Origin of the sequence: Deefgea piscis, from assembly GCF_013284055.1 — a bacterium.
Classification (GTDB): domain Bacteria; phylum Pseudomonadota; class Gammaproteobacteria; order Burkholderiales; family Chitinibacteraceae; genus Deefgea; species Deefgea piscis.
Window position 1 is genome coordinate 2,589,051 of record NZ_CP054143.1, and the last position, 13,437, is coordinate 2,602,487.

General features: G+C 47.0%; 15 protein-coding genes. 9 read left to right on the plus strand and 6 right to left on the minus strand.

Annotation, left to right across the window (positions count from 1 at the left end; all coding sequences use genetic code 11):
• The first annotated feature begins 285 nt into the window (after positions 1-285).
• The 5 genes from leuC (at position 286) to leuB (ending at position 4,567) form a co-directional block, all read left to right on the plus strand.
• On the plus strand, positions 286-1,698 hold the full coding sequence (gene leuC, locus HQN60_RS12050) for a 3-isopropylmalate dehydratase large subunit (protein WP_173533877.1): 1,413 nt from the start codon (positions 286-288) through the stop codon (positions 1,696-1,698).
• Positions 1,699-1,711: 13 nt separating this feature from the next.
• Positions 1,712-1,834 carry an entericidin A/B family lipoprotein gene (locus HQN60_RS12055; protein WP_173533878.1) on the plus strand — a complete coding sequence of 41 codons (123 nt, stop codon included), beginning with the start codon at positions 1,712-1,714 and terminating at the stop codon, positions 1,832-1,834.
• On the plus strand, positions 1,831-2,469 hold the full coding sequence (leuD, locus tag HQN60_RS12060) for a 3-isopropylmalate dehydratase small subunit (protein ID WP_173533879.1): 639 nt from the start codon (positions 1,831-1,833) through the stop codon (positions 2,467-2,469). The genes HQN60_RS12055 and leuD overlap by 4 nt, the downstream gene beginning before the upstream one ends.
• Positions 2,470-2,686: 217 nt before the next feature.
• On the plus strand, positions 2,687-3,418 hold the full coding sequence (gene nagB / locus HQN60_RS12065) for a glucosamine-6-phosphate deaminase (protein ID WP_173533880.1): 732 nt from the start codon (positions 2,687-2,689) through the stop codon (positions 3,416-3,418).
• 84 nt (positions 3,419-3,502) lie between these two features.
• Positions 3,503-4,567, plus strand: a complete 1,065-nt coding sequence (gene leuB, locus HQN60_RS12070) for a 3-isopropylmalate dehydrogenase (protein ID WP_173533881.1) — start codon at positions 3,503-3,505, stop codon at positions 4,565-4,567.
• 81 nt (positions 4,568-4,648) lie between these two features.
• On the opposite strand, the gene HQN60_RS12075 is transcribed toward leuB, so the two are convergent.
• Positions 4,649-6,058, minus strand: a complete 1,410-nt coding sequence (locus HQN60_RS12075; RefSeq protein ID WP_173533882.1) for a PhoH family protein — start codon at positions 6,056-6,058, stop codon at positions 4,649-4,651.
• Between the two features lie 105 nt (positions 6,059-6,163).
• Positions 6,164-6,625 (minus strand): peroxiredoxin, encoded by a 462-nt coding sequence (locus tag HQN60_RS12080; RefSeq protein ID WP_173533883.1) that lies wholly within the window; start codon positions 6,623-6,625, stop codon positions 6,164-6,166.
• Between the two features lie 235 nt (positions 6,626-6,860).
• Here HQN60_RS12080 and dcd point away from each other — a divergent pair, with 235 nt between their 5' ends.
• Together dcd and HQN60_RS12090 are read left to right on the plus strand one after the other, a co-directional pair.
• Complete coding sequence (gene dcd / locus HQN60_RS12085) at positions 6,861-7,436, plus strand: dCTP deaminase (RefSeq protein ID WP_173533884.1); 576 nt, start codon at positions 6,861-6,863, stop codon at positions 7,434-7,436.
• A gap of 108 nt (positions 7,437-7,544) precedes the next feature.
• Positions 7,545-7,901, plus strand: coding sequence for a carboxymuconolactone decarboxylase family protein (locus HQN60_RS12090; RefSeq protein WP_173533885.1), 357 nt, complete (start codon positions 7,545-7,547; stop codon positions 7,899-7,901).
• A gap of 103 nt (positions 7,902-8,004) precedes the next feature.
• Here HQN60_RS12090 and HQN60_RS12095 read toward each other — a convergent pair whose 3' ends face one another.
• Positions 8,005-8,781, minus strand: coding sequence for an RNA methyltransferase (locus HQN60_RS12095; protein WP_254456624.1), 777 nt, complete (start codon positions 8,779-8,781; stop codon positions 8,005-8,007).
• 77 nt (positions 8,782-8,858) lie between these two features.
• On the opposite strand from HQN60_RS12095, the gene HQN60_RS12100 reads away from it, so the two are divergent.
• Both HQN60_RS12100 and HQN60_RS12105 read left to right on the plus strand, forming a co-directional pair.
• Positions 8,859-9,641 carry an inositol monophosphatase family protein gene (locus HQN60_RS12100; protein ID WP_173533886.1) on the plus strand — a complete coding sequence of 261 codons (783 nt, stop codon included), beginning with the start codon at positions 8,859-8,861 and terminating at the stop codon, positions 9,639-9,641.
• Positions 9,642-9,829: 188 nt separating this feature from the next.
• The gene (locus HQN60_RS12105) at positions 9,830-10,012 is read left to right on the plus strand and encodes a hypothetical protein (RefSeq protein ID WP_173533887.1); all 183 of its coding nucleotides are present in this window, start codon (positions 9,830-9,832) and stop codon (positions 10,010-10,012) included.
• Positions 10,013-10,067: 55 nt separating this feature from the next.
• Here the strand turns inward: HQN60_RS12105 and HQN60_RS12110 are convergent, their stop codons facing one another.
• The 3 genes from HQN60_RS12110 to HQN60_RS12120 are packed head-to-tail and all read right to left on the minus strand — an operon-like array spanning position 10,068 to position 13,290.
• Positions 10,068-10,415: an ArsC family reductase gene (locus tag HQN60_RS12110; RefSeq protein ID WP_217390130.1), complete on the minus strand. Its 348-nt coding sequence runs from the start codon at positions 10,413-10,415 to the stop codon at positions 10,068-10,070.
• A 52-nt stretch (positions 10,416-10,467) separates the two neighbouring features.
• The gene (locus HQN60_RS12115) at positions 10,468-11,613 is read right to left on the minus strand and encodes a PilT/PilU family type 4a pilus ATPase (protein WP_173533888.1); all 1,146 of its coding nucleotides are present in this window, start codon (positions 11,611-11,613) and stop codon (positions 10,468-10,470) included.
• A gap of 18 nt (positions 11,614-11,631) precedes the next feature.
• Entirely contained in the window at positions 11,632-13,290 is a 1,659-nt protein-coding gene (locus tag HQN60_RS12120; RefSeq protein ID WP_173533889.1) for an AMP-binding protein, read from the minus strand.
• Between the last annotated feature and the right edge of the window lie 147 nt (positions 13,291-13,437).

A 13,437-nucleotide genomic window follows, 5' to 3' on the forward strand; every position in this document is an offset into this window, starting at 1 on the left:
AATCCTACAAAACTAGCCATTCAGGCGCTGTTTTTCCGCTGTTTTTAGCGGCTTAGGCCGGCATACATTGCGATGCAATGTATGCGTGCATGCCCTTGTTGAGTATTGGCGAATAATTCTTTCGGCCTGCTGTCATTTTTAGGCGGGTAGGTTGCTTTAAAATGACTCAATCCTGCCCTTCGAGCAAGATTGTGTGTTGGGTAAATAGGGTATTGCGGCTTGTCGCAATATGCCTTCTGTGCTAACTTCGGGAGTTCCCCGATAGTCTCTTTTGCGATGATTGTTATGGCTCAAACGCTCTACGACAAACTTTGGCAGTCCCACGTTGTGCATGAAGAAGCCGACGGTACTTGCTTAATCTATATTGACCGTCATTTGGTGCATGAAGTGACGAGCCCACAAGCTTTTGAAGGCTTGAAATTGGCCAATCGCCAACCATGGCGTAATTCTTCTGTTGTTGCGACGGCAGACCACAACACGCCAACCAATGAATGGGAAAAAGGGATTCAAGATCCGATTTCTCGTTTACAGGTCGAAACGCTTGACGCCAATATTAAAGAATATGGTGCGTTGGCTTATTTTCCATTTAAAGATTTGCGTCAAGGCATTGTGCACGTCGTTGGCCCAGAAAATGGTGCGACGCTGCCGGGTATGACAGTCGTTTGTGGTGATAGCCATACGTCAACCCATGGCGCATTTGCTGCGTTGGCACACGGTATTGGCACTTCAGAAGTTGAGCATGTGCTTGCTACGCAAACCTTGGTCGCAAAAAAATCTAAAGCGATGCTGGTTCGGGTCGACGGTCAAGTTGGTCGTGGCGTAACGGCCAAAGACATTGCTTTGGCGATTATTGGCAAGATTGGTACTGCGGGCGGCACGGGCTTTGCGATTGAATTTGGTGGCGAAGCGATTCGTGCTTTGTCGATCGAAGGCCGTATGACTTTGTGCAATATGGCGATTGAAGCCGGTGCTCGTGCAGGCATGGTCGCCGCGGATCAAAAAACCTTTGATTACTTAAAGGGTCGTCCTTTTGCGCCGACGGATGCGCAATGGGATGCCGCGGTTGAAAATTGGAAAAACCTGGTTTCTGACGAAGGTGCGGTGTTTGACGCAACTGTGGTATTGCAGGCCGCTGATATTGAGCCGCAAATCACTTGGGGTACGTCGCCTGAGCAAGTGCTCGGTGTCTCCGGTAAAGTGCCCGATCCGGCACAAGAATCAGATGCAACGCGTCAGGGTAGTTACGCGCGCGCCTTGCAATATATGGGTTTAGAAGCCAATACCCCGCTCACGGATATTAAGATTGATAAAGTCTTTATCGGTTCCTGTACCAATAGTCGGATTGAAGACTTACGTGCCGCAGCGGGTGTTGTTGCTGGCAAGAAGAAAGCCGATAGCGTGAAGTTGGTGCTGATTGTGCCAGGTTCTGGTTTGGTCAAAGCGCAAGCTGAGGCTGAAGGGTTGGACAAAATCTTTATCGCAGCGGGTTTCGAGTGGCGTGAGCCGGGTTGTTCGATGTGTTTGGCGATGAACGCTGACCGTTTGGAGTCGGGTGAGCGTTGCGCGTCAACGTCAAATCGTAACTTTGAAGGTCGTCAAGGGCAGGGTGGTCGTACGCATCTGGTGAGTCCTGAAATGGCTGCCGCGGCAGCGATTGCCGGTCATTTTGTTGATATTCGCACCTTCTCTTTGCAATAAGGAGTGGCGTGTAATGAAACTATTCGCAAGCCTGTTGTTGATATTGTTTACGTTAACGGCATGCAATACGGTGTCGGGCTTTGGCAAAGACTTGAAAAAAGTCGGTAATGAAATTGATAAGGCGGCAACAAAATGAAGCCATTTACTAAACTCGATGGTTTGGTCTGCGCAATGGATCGCGCTAATGTCGATACCGACGCGATCATTCCAAAGCAATTTTTGAAATCCATTAAGCGTTCTGGCTTTGGCCCAAACTTGTTTGATGAGTGGCGTTATCTTGATCACGGCGAGCCGGGGATGGATAACAGCCAGCGCAAATTGAACCCTGAATTTGAGTTGAATCTGCCGCGTAACCAAGGTGCACAAGTACTGTTGGCGCGTGACAATTTTGGCTGCGGTTCATCACGCGAACACGCACCTTGGGCGATTGAAGATTTCGGTTTTTGTGCGCTGATTGCGCCAAGTTTTGCCGATATTTTCTTTAATAATTGCTTTAAAAATGGCTTGTTGCCGATTGTGCAGCCTGCGGCTGTCATTGAGCAGTTATTTGCCGAAGCCAAAACCGAAGGTTATCGCTTAAAAATTGATTTGCTTGAACAAACGATCACTACGCCCAGTGGTGAAGTGTTTGCATTTGACGTGACTGAGCATCGTAAGCATTGTTTGCTCAATGGTTTGGACGAAATCGGCCTGACATTGGCTCATAGCGACAAAATTAAGGCGTTTGAAACCCAGCATGAAGCTGCGCAGCCGTGGCTGTTTGTTAAATAAACATTGCGCGCATCAACGTCGGGTTGCTGGATTTTTGATGGTGGTGTCGGTTGTCAATTCGATCAGGCTAGCGGCCTGCCGCATCATGATGCTTCAGTCCTAAACGCAATATTTAATTCGGACTTGTTGATCGGTATTTATTTAGACTGAATCAATATTGTTATTCGAATTTTATCGTATCCTTTTAGAGTCAAAATTAATTTTGGAAAGAAAATCAATGATCTTGCATAAATTTAAAAATCAAAGCGATTTAGATCGTGCAGCAGCGGATCTAATTATTGCCATGGTGCGTGCAAAGCCAAATGCAGTATTGGGTATGGCAACAGGTGGTACGCCAGTGGGTTTGTATCAAGAAATCGTTAAAACTTATCAAGCTGGCTTGGTGAGTTTTGCGCAAGCCAAAACATTTAATTTGGATGAATATGTTGGCTTGCCAGTAACGCATCAAGAAAGCTACCGCAATTTCATGCAACGCAATTTGTTTGATCACATTGATATTCAAGCGGCAAACACGCATGTGCCAGATGGCAATGCAGCTGATATTGATGCTGAATGCCGCTTGTATGACAAAATGATGTTCGAACAAGGTCCAGTTGATCTGCAATTATTGGGTATCGGTGGTAATGGTCATATTGGTTTTAATGAGCCAGATAGCCAATTGTCACGTGGTACTTATCAAGTCACATTAAAAGAAGAAACCCGTGAAGCCAATAAGCGTTTCTTTAATCATATCGATGAAGTGCCAACTCAAGCAGTAACGATGGGTATGGGCTCGATTATGCAAGCTAAAGTGATTTTGTTGGTCGTTAAAGGCCAAGAGAAAGCTGAGATCTTAGATCGCACACTCAATGGTCCTATCACCACCCAAGTGCCTGCATCTTTGTTGCAAACGCACCCACGCGTCATTGTTATGACTGATTGCGATGTGAACTACAAAGTATCGTATTAATTGTTTCGAATGAATTAAAAAGAGGGGCTAGCCCCTCTTTTTCTACGTTTAAAAAATTAAAAAACAAAATACCGCGAGAACAGCATGAAAGTATTGATCCTACCCGGCGATGGCATTGGTCCTGAAATCGTAGCGCAAGCTAAAAAAGTGCTCACTGTTTTAAAAAATGATGGCTTAGATTTAGAGTTACAAGAAGCGCCTCTTGGCGGCGCCGCTTATGATCAATACGGTTCACCTTATCCAGAGTTTACGCAAAAGTTAGCCCGTGAAGCGGATGCGATTTTGCTTGGCGCGGTGGGTGGGCCGCAATACGACACATTGGATCGTCCACTGCGCCCTGAGCGCGGTTTGCTGGCGATTCGTAAAGATTTGAATCTGTTTGCTAATTTGCGCCCTGCCATTTTGTATCCAGAGTTGGCCAATGCGTCGACCTTAAAGCCTGAAGTCGTTTCAGGCTTGGATATTTTGATTGTGCGTGAATTGACTGGCGATATTTATTTTGGCCAGCCACGCGGTATTCGCGTGAATGAAGCCGGTGAGCGCGAAGGCTTTAACACGATGTTGTACGCTGAAAGCGAAATTCGCCGCATTGGTCATGTAGCTTTCCAAGCAGCGCAAAAACGCGGTAAAAAATTGTGTTCAGTGGATAAAGCCAATGTGCTGGAAACAACTGAATTCTGGAAAGAAATCATGACCGACATGGCCAAAGAATATCCAGACGTTGAGCTCAGCCATATGTTGGTTGATAACGCGGCGATGCAATTGGTGAAGGCGCCGAAGCAATTTGACGTGATCGTTACTGGTAATATCTTTGGTGATATTTTGTCCGATGAAGCATCGATGTTAACCGGTTCGATTGGTATGTTGCCAAGCGCATCGCTGGATGCCAACAATAAAGGCTTGTACGAGCCAAGCCATGGCTCTGCGCCGGATATCGCGGGCAAAGACATTGCTAATCCATTGGCGACGATTTTGTCGGTGGCAATGATGCTGCGCTATACATTTAACAATGAAGCGGCGGCGCTGCGCGTAGAAAATGCAGTTAAAAAGGTGTTGGCGCAAGGTCTGCGTACGGGTGATATTTTTGAGGCAGGTACCACACGTGTTTCGTGCTCAGCAATGGGTGACGCGGTCGTGGCGGCTTTGTAATTTGTAATCATTTGTCGGTCAATAAAAAAGCCCTGTCGCAAATTGCGATGGGGCTTTTTATTGCGGTAAACACCAGTCTAATTAGAGCATCTCGGCGGCATAGTCGGCCAAGCGTGAGCGTTCGCCTCGGGTTAAGGTGATGTGCCCGGAGTGCCCCCAGCCTTTAAAGCGATCAACGACAAAGGTTAAGCCTGATGAGCCTTCGGTTAAGTATGGCGTATCAATTTGACTGATATTGCCCAGGCAAACCACTTTGGTGCCAGGGCCCGCGCGGGTGATTAGGGTCTTCATTTGTTTTGAAGTTAGATTTTGTGCCTCGTCGATGATGAGGAATTTTTTAAGGAATGTACGGCCACGCATAAAGTTAAGTGATTTCACTTTGATGCGTGAGCGAATTAAATCGCGCGTTGCTGCGCGCCCCCAGTCGCCCGCTTCGGCGTCTGTTTGGTTGAGCACATCTAGATTGTCCTCAAGTGCCCCCATCCACGGCATCATCTTTTCTTCTTCGGTGCCGGGTAAAAATCCAATGTCTTCACCGACCGGCACCGTTACGCGGGTCATGATGATTTCGGTGTAGATTTTGGATTCTAGGGTTTGTGCTAAACCCGCAGCCAGCGTGAGCAAGGTTTTCCCTGTGCCGGCTTGTCCCAATAAAGAAATGAAGTCAATGTCGGGGTTCATTAGTAGGTTTAGAGCGAAGTTTTGCTCACGATTTCGTGCGGCAATTCCCCAAATGGCATTTTTGCTGTGTCCATAATCTTTTAGGCTTTCGAGGACGGCGGTTTTACCTTCGATGCTAATCACTCGCGCCTGCATCGGCGTTTCGCCAGATTGAAATAGCAACTGATTGACATACAGGTCGACAACATCAGGGCCTTTGATTTTCCAGTAGCTGCGATTGCCTTCTTGCCAGCTTTGTAAATCTTTGCTATTTCGCTCCCAAAACGGCTGATCTATTTCGCGCATGCCGTTGTAAAGTAGGTCGGTGTCTTCGAGTACTTTGTCATTAAAGTAATCTTCGGTTGCCAGTCCTAAGGTGCGTGCTTTGATGCGCATATTGATGTCTTTGGACACCAAGATGACTTGCCGATTGGGGTACATCTGCTGCAGATGGTGCACTACGCCTAAAATTTGATTGTCGGCTTTACCCATCGGTAGTTGTGCCGGTAAAACGCTGGTAATGGCTTCTGTTTGTAAAAATAAGCGGCCAGTGGCTTGTTCTTTGCTGGTGGCGGTTAGTGAAACGCCTTCATGCAAGTTGTGCTCCATGCCGGCGACGAGTTCTTCCATAAAGCGGCTGGCTTGCCTCGCGTTTCGCGCAACTTCGGTTAAGCCTTTTTTGTTGGAGTCGAGTTCTTCAAGCGTCATCATGGGAACAAACACATCGTGTTCTTGAAAACGGAAAATCGAGGTGGGGTCATGCATCAACACATTGGTATCCAGTACAAAGAGCTTGCGGTCACTGGGGGCTTTACGTTTACGGGCGGCCATGATGCACTCCTGGTTGTGAGAAACTAATTTTTAGGATAAGTGTTGAAGAGAGCTTGGTCGTGCTAAGTGGGTTGAAAAAAAGCGGCCATCTGGCCGCTGCTGGTATTACGTGGTGGGCAAGCTTTGCACAAACGCCAAAACTTGCGCGGCATGATTGGGGACTTTAACGCCGCGCCATTCTTGAATAATGATGCCGTTTTGAATCACAAACGTGCTGCGTTCAATGCCACGCACTTGCTTGCCATACATGTTTTTTAGTTTCATGACGCCAAATGCCTCGCAAGCGATTTCATCTGGGTCAGAAATTAGCTCAAAAGGCAGGGCTAATTTGGCTTTGAAGTTTTCATGGCTTTTTAGGCTGTCACGACTTAGGCCAAAAATAGCGCAATTGGCGGCTAAAAATTGTGGGTATAAATCGCGAAAATCGCTGGTTTCGGTGGTGCAGCCGGGGGTGCTGTCTTTGGGGTAAAAAAACAATACGAAGCGCTGATTGCTTAGATTTGCAGTATCAAATACGACATTGCCAGTACCCGCAAGTGCTAGGGTTGGGCAAGGGCTTAAACTCATGAATTACTCCGCAGGGTTGATGAATGATGCTTACTTTATTGTCGGCAATCCTAGGTGTTAGAGCAAGGTTTGCGAACGTAAAATACAAAAAATGCCGAAGTGGCACAATTAAGTCGCATTGCTGAGCAGAAGCCCTTAGCGATGCCCCTTAATACCGTTACAATATGGTCAATGATGGTCACATCTCAATGACAGAGCTGTGACAAACCTGCACCAATTACAATGAGTACACACTATGAGCATTAAGTCGGATAAATGGATACGCAAAATGGCACAAGAACACGGCATGATTGAGCCGTTTGTTCCGGGTCAGGTCAAAGAAGTGAATGGTGAGCGTATTGTATCGTACGGCACTTCAAGCTATGGCTACGATATTCGCTGTGCGGATGAGTTTAAAGTGTTTACCAACATCAACTCAACAATTGTTGATCCAAAGAATTTTGATGAAGGCAGTTTTGTTGACGTGTCAGGCAAGGGATACTGCATTATTCCGCCAAACTCATTTGCGCTGGCGCGCACGGTTGAATATTTCCGTATTCCACGCAATGCACTGACCATTTGCTTGGGTAAATCCACCTACGCACGTTGCGGCATTATTGTGAATGTGACGCCGTTTGAGCCGGAGTGGGAAGGCTATGTAACTTTAGAATTCTCTAATACCACGCCATTGCCTGCCAAGATTTACGCTAATGAAGGTGTGGCGCAAGTGTTGTTCTTTGAAGCGGATGCCGATGATGTTTGCGAAACCAGCTATGGTGATCGCCAAGGAAAGTATCAAGGGCAGGTCGGTGTGACGTTGCCAAGAACTTAATTTGCGCTAAGTCGTCTTTAAGCAGGCCTCTTCGGAGGCCTGTTTGCTTTTGCCTGAAATATAATACATAATATTATTATATAAATTTATATTATAAAGAGTGTAGAGATGACAGAAAATTATCGTGATTTAGTGCAAAGCATCAGTGGAAAATTGCGCCAGTTTGCCAAAGAGATTCCCGAAACTCAGCAAGGCTTTATGCAGACCGCTAAGGCGACGCACACTGAAGGCGCTTTAAGTAAAAAACACAAAGAGTTAATGGCGATGAGTATTGCCATTGCGGCGCGTTGCCAAGGTTGCTTGGGTTTTCATGCCCAAGCTTGTGTCAAGCTTGGTGTGACGCGTGCTGAATTTATGGAAATGCTGCAAGTGGCGATTTATATGGGCGGTGGTCCTAGCGTGATGACGGGCGCCGAAGCTTTGATCGCTTTTGAAGAGTATGGCGGTGAAAAAGCCGCTGAATAAGGCTTGCAGAGTAATACGCAGTAGGTTTTGATCGTTTTTATAAAAAAACACGACCCATATTTGATGATGGTGTCGTGTTTTTTTTGTTTGTAACTACCGGGGCTTAGTCTTTTTTCTCGGTTTTGAATTCACTCGCGGCGCGTAAAATGCCGCGCATAATGTCGAGTTCTTCGCGCTCCATTTGAGCTCGCACAAATAAACGACGTAAACGCGGCATTAACCGTTTTGGCGCATTGGGTTTCAAAAAGCCGATGGTTAATAACACTTCTTCGAAATGCTCAAAAAACAGCTCTACCGCCTGATGTGGGGCGCGTTCGCGATTTTCTTCTAGGTAGCGAATGTCGTCATAGCCTTCGTCAAAACAGGCAGTGCGCAATTCGTAGGCCAAGATTTGCACGGCCTGCGATAGATTCAAGCTGGAATAGTCTGGGTTAGTTGGAATGGTTACGCGGCGATTGCATTGCTCAAGTTCGGCAATGGTTAAGCCACTGGTTTCCGCGCCAAAGACCAATGCCACTGAAGCGCCAGTTCTGGCTGCCTGAACTAATTCAGGTGTGATTTGACGCGGGGTTTGTAGTGGTTGTGATAGCTCTCGACGGCGGGCGGTCATTGCCACTTGTAAAGTGGTGCCTTCTAGCGCTTCGGCCATTGAAGAGACTACTTTGGCGTTGGCCAAAATGTCGCGGGCACTTGAGGCGAGGGCGTCGGCCACCTCAGAAGGGAACTCTTTGGGGTTAATCAAATAGAGTTGGGTTAAGCCCATGGTTTTCATGGCGCGAGCCGTTGAACCAATGTTTCCGGGGTGGCTGGTGTGCGATAAAACAACACGGATGTTGGATAAGCAAGCGGTTTCATTCATTTGATTTGATTCTTTATTCATAATCGGGTTTATACTTTCGCGTGAGACGGGTAGAATGCGTCCTTAATATATCTGATCTTTTTTAATAGTGAGAAGTCATGCATCCAATGCTGAACACTGCGGTGCGCGCTGCGCGTCGCGCCGCCACCGTTATTCAACGTGCGTCGAATAATTTAGACTTAATTACCCCAGAAAAAAAAGGTCATAATGATTTTGTTTCTGAGGTTGATCGTGCAGCAGAACAAGCCATTATCGATACTATTTTAGAGGCGTACCCAAATCACGCGATTTTAGCAGAGGAGTCGGGTAGCCGCGGTAACTCTGAATACGTTTGGATTATCGATCCACTTGATGGTACTACAAATTTCTTGCATGGCTTCCCACAATACGCCATTTCTATCGCGCTTGAGCATAAAGGCGTGATCACACAAGCCGTTGTTTACGATCCAAACCGCAATGATTTGTTCACTGCGACCCGTGGTGTTGGTGCATTCTTGAATGACCGCCGTATCCGTGTTTCAAAAGTGCGTGAATTGTCTGATGCATTGGTTGGGACTGGCTTTCCGTATACCAAGTTCAATAATTTAGAAAACTACCTGAATATTTTCCGCGATATGGCACAAAAAGCGGCTGGCGTACGTCGTCCGGGCGCTGCGGCCTTGGATTTGGCTTATGTGGCTTGTGGTCGTTTTGATGGCTTCTTTGAGTTTGACTTGAAGTTGGTTGATATTGCTGCAGGTACTTTGTTGGTGCAAGAGGCCGGTGGTTTGGTGACTGACCTCAATGGCGAAGAAAAATTCTTGGTTTCTGGTGATGTACTTTGCGGTACACCACGCGTATTTGGCCAAATGTTATCGTTGATTCGCGGTCATTTGAAGTAAGCCTGACGCAGAAAAAGTTTTCCTGCCTTAAGGCTTGCTTTGTCAGCGCCAAATTTTAAACGGGTTCTCTATCGAGAACCCGTTTTGCTGTCTGGCGTTAGGCTGGCACTTAACGAAACTATCAATGTCGATGCTAATTGATTTTTCGTAGATGCTGAATGGATTGAAGTTTGCGTTCAGGTGTGAAAATGAAAAATGTCATCTTGTGGGGCGTGGTCTTGTTAGTGGGTTGTGGGCCTGCTCAGTCCGTGCCAAGCGAAAAAATTGCTGAGCCACAGCGTGAGGCTTTGCAGAAAACTCACGCAGTGGCCAGTATGGTTGAGCAGCAAGCAGGGGATCAACTCAATAAAATTGAGGCGGAAACCAAGTAGTTATACGGGTATATTGATCTATGCCATATTGATTATGGCTTTTAATCATATACCTTTATAAAAGTAGGGCGCTGTAGGTTTCAGGTTTAAAGCCAACGATGATTTTTCCGTTGTAATCGAGTACCGGCCGCTTGATGACCGATGGATTGGCTAACATCAGGGTGGTGGCGCTGGCGGCATCCATGACGCTCGCTTTACAGGCTTCATCGAGTTTGCGCCAAGTGGTGCCTTGGCGATTGACTAATACTTCCCAGCCACAATCGGCAATCCAATCTTCAATGAGTGCGGGGCTTAAAACGTTTTTTTTAAAGTCGTACCATTCGTAGTCAAAGTTATTTTCAGTGAGCCAAACCCGCGCTTTTTTGACGGTGTCGCAGTTAGGAATTCCGTAGAGTTTCATCATTTTTTCCATAGAAAAAGGCCGCCGCAGCGACCTTGTTGTTGAGGTGTAGCGCTTAGTGTAGTGAAATATCAAAGCTCACATCCGGCTCGGCGGCTTGGTTACTCGTGGCTTTTTTGCTGGCTTCTTGTTCTTGTACCGATTGTGCGTTATTCACCATCCATGAGAGATTGCTGGCCGAGTCGGCGTTGCGAAGCGCTTCGTCTAGCTCGATTTCGTTGTTGCGATACATGCGATACAGCGATTGCTCAAAGGTTTGTGAACCTTCGGATAAGGATTGCTCCATCGCTTCTTTGATTTCAGAGAGTTCGCCGTTTTTAATGAGCTCGGCAATTCGATTGGTGTTGAGCATGACTTCGACGGCGGGTTTGAGTTTGCCGCTGTCTTTGCAGCGCACCAAACGTTGCGAAACAATCGCTCGCAATGAGGTGGATAGGTCATACAGCAATGACTCACGTGCTTCTTGCGGATAGAAGTTAACAATCCGACTTAAAGAATGGTAACTATTGTTGGCGTGCAAGGTGGAGATGCATAAATGGCCGGCTTGAGCGTATTGCATGGCGTAAGTCATCGTCGCTTGGTCGCGAATTTCGCCAATCATCAATACATTGGGTGCTTCGCGCATGGCGTTGCGTAGTGCGTCATCATAGCTGTGCGTATCGGTGCCCACCTCGCGTTGATTAACGAGTGATTTTTTATGGCTATAGATAAATTCGATCGGGTCTTCCATGGTCAGGATGTGCCCGCTGTGATGCTCGTTGCGGTATTCAAGCATGGCCGAAACGGTGGATGATTTGCCTGAGCCGGTGGCGCCAACCACTAAAATAATGCCGCGCTTTTCCATGATGAGTGATTTAAGCACTTCGGGCATAAATAGCTCTTCGAGCGTGTCGGCTTTGGGCTTGATAAAGCGTGCAACAAGGGCAACAGTGCCACGGCTTTTGAAAACATTAACCCGAAAATTGCCAATCCCTGCCACTGGATAGGCAAAATTCATTTCTAATTCACGCTCAAAAGTGGCGATGCGGGCTTCGCCCATCAGTTGATAGGCGAGTTGCTTCACATGCTCTGCGCTGAGAATTTGATTGTTAACCGGGTGGCAAGTGCCTTGAATTTTAATCACAATTGCCGAATCGGCAGCTAAAAACAGATCGGATGCACTACGTTCAGCCATTAGCTTAAAAAACGGCAATAAATTCATCTTGAGATCCTTGGTTGATTAATTACGCAATTCGCGACGTAAAATTTTACCCACATTTGATTTAGGTAAGCTATCGCTAAATGCAATAATTCGCGGCACTTTGTAATTAGTCAGCTGTCCACGACAAAACTCAATGATTTCTTCTGGCGTCAAATTGGGGTCTTTTTTGACAATCACCAGTTTGATGGCTTCGCCCGTTTTTTCGTCGGCTACACCGATGCAGGCCACTTCGAGTACGCCAGGATGGTTGGCGACGACGTCTTCAATTTCGTTCGGGTAGACATTAAAGCCCGAAACTAAAATCATGTCTTTTTTACGGTCGACGATTTGGAAAAAACCGCTCGGTTTCATGACGGCGATGTCGCCTGTCGCCAAAAAGCCATCGGCACCTAAAATATCGGCGGTGTCTTCAGGGCGTTGCCAGTAGCCTTTCATGACTTGAGGGCCGCGAATATAGAGCTCGCCACGTTCGCCCACAGGTACTTCCGCGCCCGCATCATCACGAATGACAGCATCAGTCATTGGAATCGGTAGCCCAATCATGCCATTGAATTCCAAGGTGTTCATCGGGTTCATCATGGCGGCCGGTGAGGTTTCAGTGAGGCCGTAGGCCTCAACCAAAGGGACTTTGGTGGTTTTTTGCCATTTATCTGCTACGGCATGTTGTACCGCCATGCCGCCGCCGAGGGCGAGTTTCCAGTTGCCAAAGTTGAGCTTGGCAAATTCAGGGTTGTTGAGTAGCGCGTTAAATAAGGTATTGACACCCGTAATGCAGGTTACTGGGTATTTCCCTAGTGTTTTGATGAAGTCAGGAATGTCGCGCGGGTTGGTGATGAGTAAATTGGTGGCGCCAATTTTACTAAACACCATGCAATTGGCCGTCAGTGAGAAGATATGATAAAGCGGCAGTGCCGTAACGATCATTTCTTGCCCTTCGGTCACAACAGGGCTAATCCATGCGTGCGCTTGCTGCATGTTGGCAACGATGTTGCCGTGCGTGAGCATGGCGCCTTTAGCGACGCCAGTGGTGCCGCCGGTGTATTGTAAAAAGGCGATGTCATCATGAGTCAATGGAACGGACTGCAGGGTATTGCTCTGCCCTTGTTTTAAGACCTTATTGAACGTGGTATGCCCAGGTAGTGTATAGTTCGGCACCATTTTTTTCACGTAGCGGACCACGCTGTTGACGAGTAAGCCTTTGGGAAAACCTAATAAATCGCCGATTTCGGTGATGATGGTGGTTTTGATGGCCGTGTTGCTGATGATTTTTTCTAGCGTGTGGGCAAAATTGGCCAAAATTAAAATGGCTTCTGCGCCGGAATCATTGAGTTGGTGTTGTAATTCGCGCGGAGTGTAGAGCGGATTAACGTTCACGACGACGTAGCCCGCACGTAAAATGCCAAAAATTGCGACCGGATATTGCAGCAAATTAGGCATCATGACGGCGATGCGAGTACCAAATGGTAGTTTTAATGTTTGTTGTAGATACGCTGCAAACTGAATTGAAAGTTGGTCTAATTCACCGTAGGTGATCGATTTCCCCATGTTGATAAAGGCGGGTCGATCGCGGTATTTGAGCACACTTTGCTGCATTACTTCTGGAATTGACGCAAATTCATTCAGATTTACGTTGTGTGGAACACCTGCTTGATAGCTGGCTAGCCAAGGCTTTGTCATTTATTTGTCTCCGTTATGGCCTTACTTTATGGGCAAAGGCACCGGTGAGACAAGTGCATCTTTGTGTGAGGAGTATTTCGCCAGCTTATCTTTTCTGTTAGAATCAGGAAAATCCCGTAAAAAACGACGGGAGTGCTTTCAAATGGG

What these genes read in the sequence shown, in the direction of transcription:
- leuD (WP_173533879.1), top strand. Translation starts at nt 1,831, where the DNA reads ATGAAGCCATTTACTAAACTCGATGGTTTGGTCTGCGCAATGGATCGC.
- HQN60_RS12105 (WP_173533887.1), top strand. Translation starts at nt 9,830, where the DNA reads ATGAAAAATGTCATCTTGTGGGGCGTGGTCTTGTTAGTGGGTTGTGGG.
- HQN60_RS12075 (WP_173533882.1), bottom strand. Translation starts at nt 6,058, where the DNA reads ATGGCCGCCCGTAAACGTAAAGCCCCCAGTGACCGCAAGCTCTTTGTA.
- dcd (WP_173533884.1), top strand. Translation starts at nt 6,861, where the DNA reads ATGAGCATTAAGTCGGATAAATGGATACGCAAAATGGCACAAGAACAC.
- HQN60_RS12110 (WP_217390130.1), bottom strand. Translation starts at nt 10,415, where the DNA reads ATGATGAAACTCTACGGAATTCCTAACTGCGACACCGTCAAAAAAGCG.
- HQN60_RS12080 (WP_173533883.1), bottom strand. Translation starts at nt 6,625, where the DNA reads ATGAGTTTAAGCCCTTGCCCAACCCTAGCACTTGCGGGTACTGGCAAT.
- HQN60_RS12115 (WP_173533888.1), bottom strand. Translation starts at nt 11,613, where the DNA reads ATGAATTTATTGCCGTTTTTTAAGCTAATGGCTGAACGTAGTGCATCC.
- leuB (WP_173533881.1), top strand. Translation starts at nt 3,503, where the DNA reads ATGAAAGTATTGATCCTACCCGGCGATGGCATTGGTCCTGAAATCGTA.
- HQN60_RS12095 (WP_254456624.1), bottom strand. Translation starts at nt 8,781, where the DNA reads ATGAATAAAGAATCAAATCAAATGAATGAAACCGCTTGCTTATCCAAC.
- HQN60_RS12055 (WP_173533878.1), top strand. Translation starts at nt 1,712, where the DNA reads ATGAAACTATTCGCAAGCCTGTTGTTGATATTGTTTACGTTAACGGCA.
- HQN60_RS12100 (WP_173533886.1), top strand. Translation starts at nt 8,859, where the DNA reads ATGCATCCAATGCTGAACACTGCGGTGCGCGCTGCGCGTCGCGCCGCC.
- leuC (WP_173533877.1), top strand. Translation starts at nt 286, where the DNA reads ATGGCTCAAACGCTCTACGACAAACTTTGGCAGTCCCACGTTGTGCAT.
- nagB (WP_173533880.1), top strand. Translation starts at nt 2,687, where the DNA reads ATGATCTTGCATAAATTTAAAAATCAAAGCGATTTAGATCGTGCAGCA.
- HQN60_RS12120 (WP_173533889.1), bottom strand. Translation starts at nt 13,290, where the DNA reads ATGACAAAGCCTTGGCTAGCCAGCTATCAAGCAGGTGTTCCACACAAC.
- HQN60_RS12090 (WP_173533885.1), top strand. Translation starts at nt 7,545, where the DNA reads ATGACAGAAAATTATCGTGATTTAGTGCAAAGCATCAGTGGAAAATTG.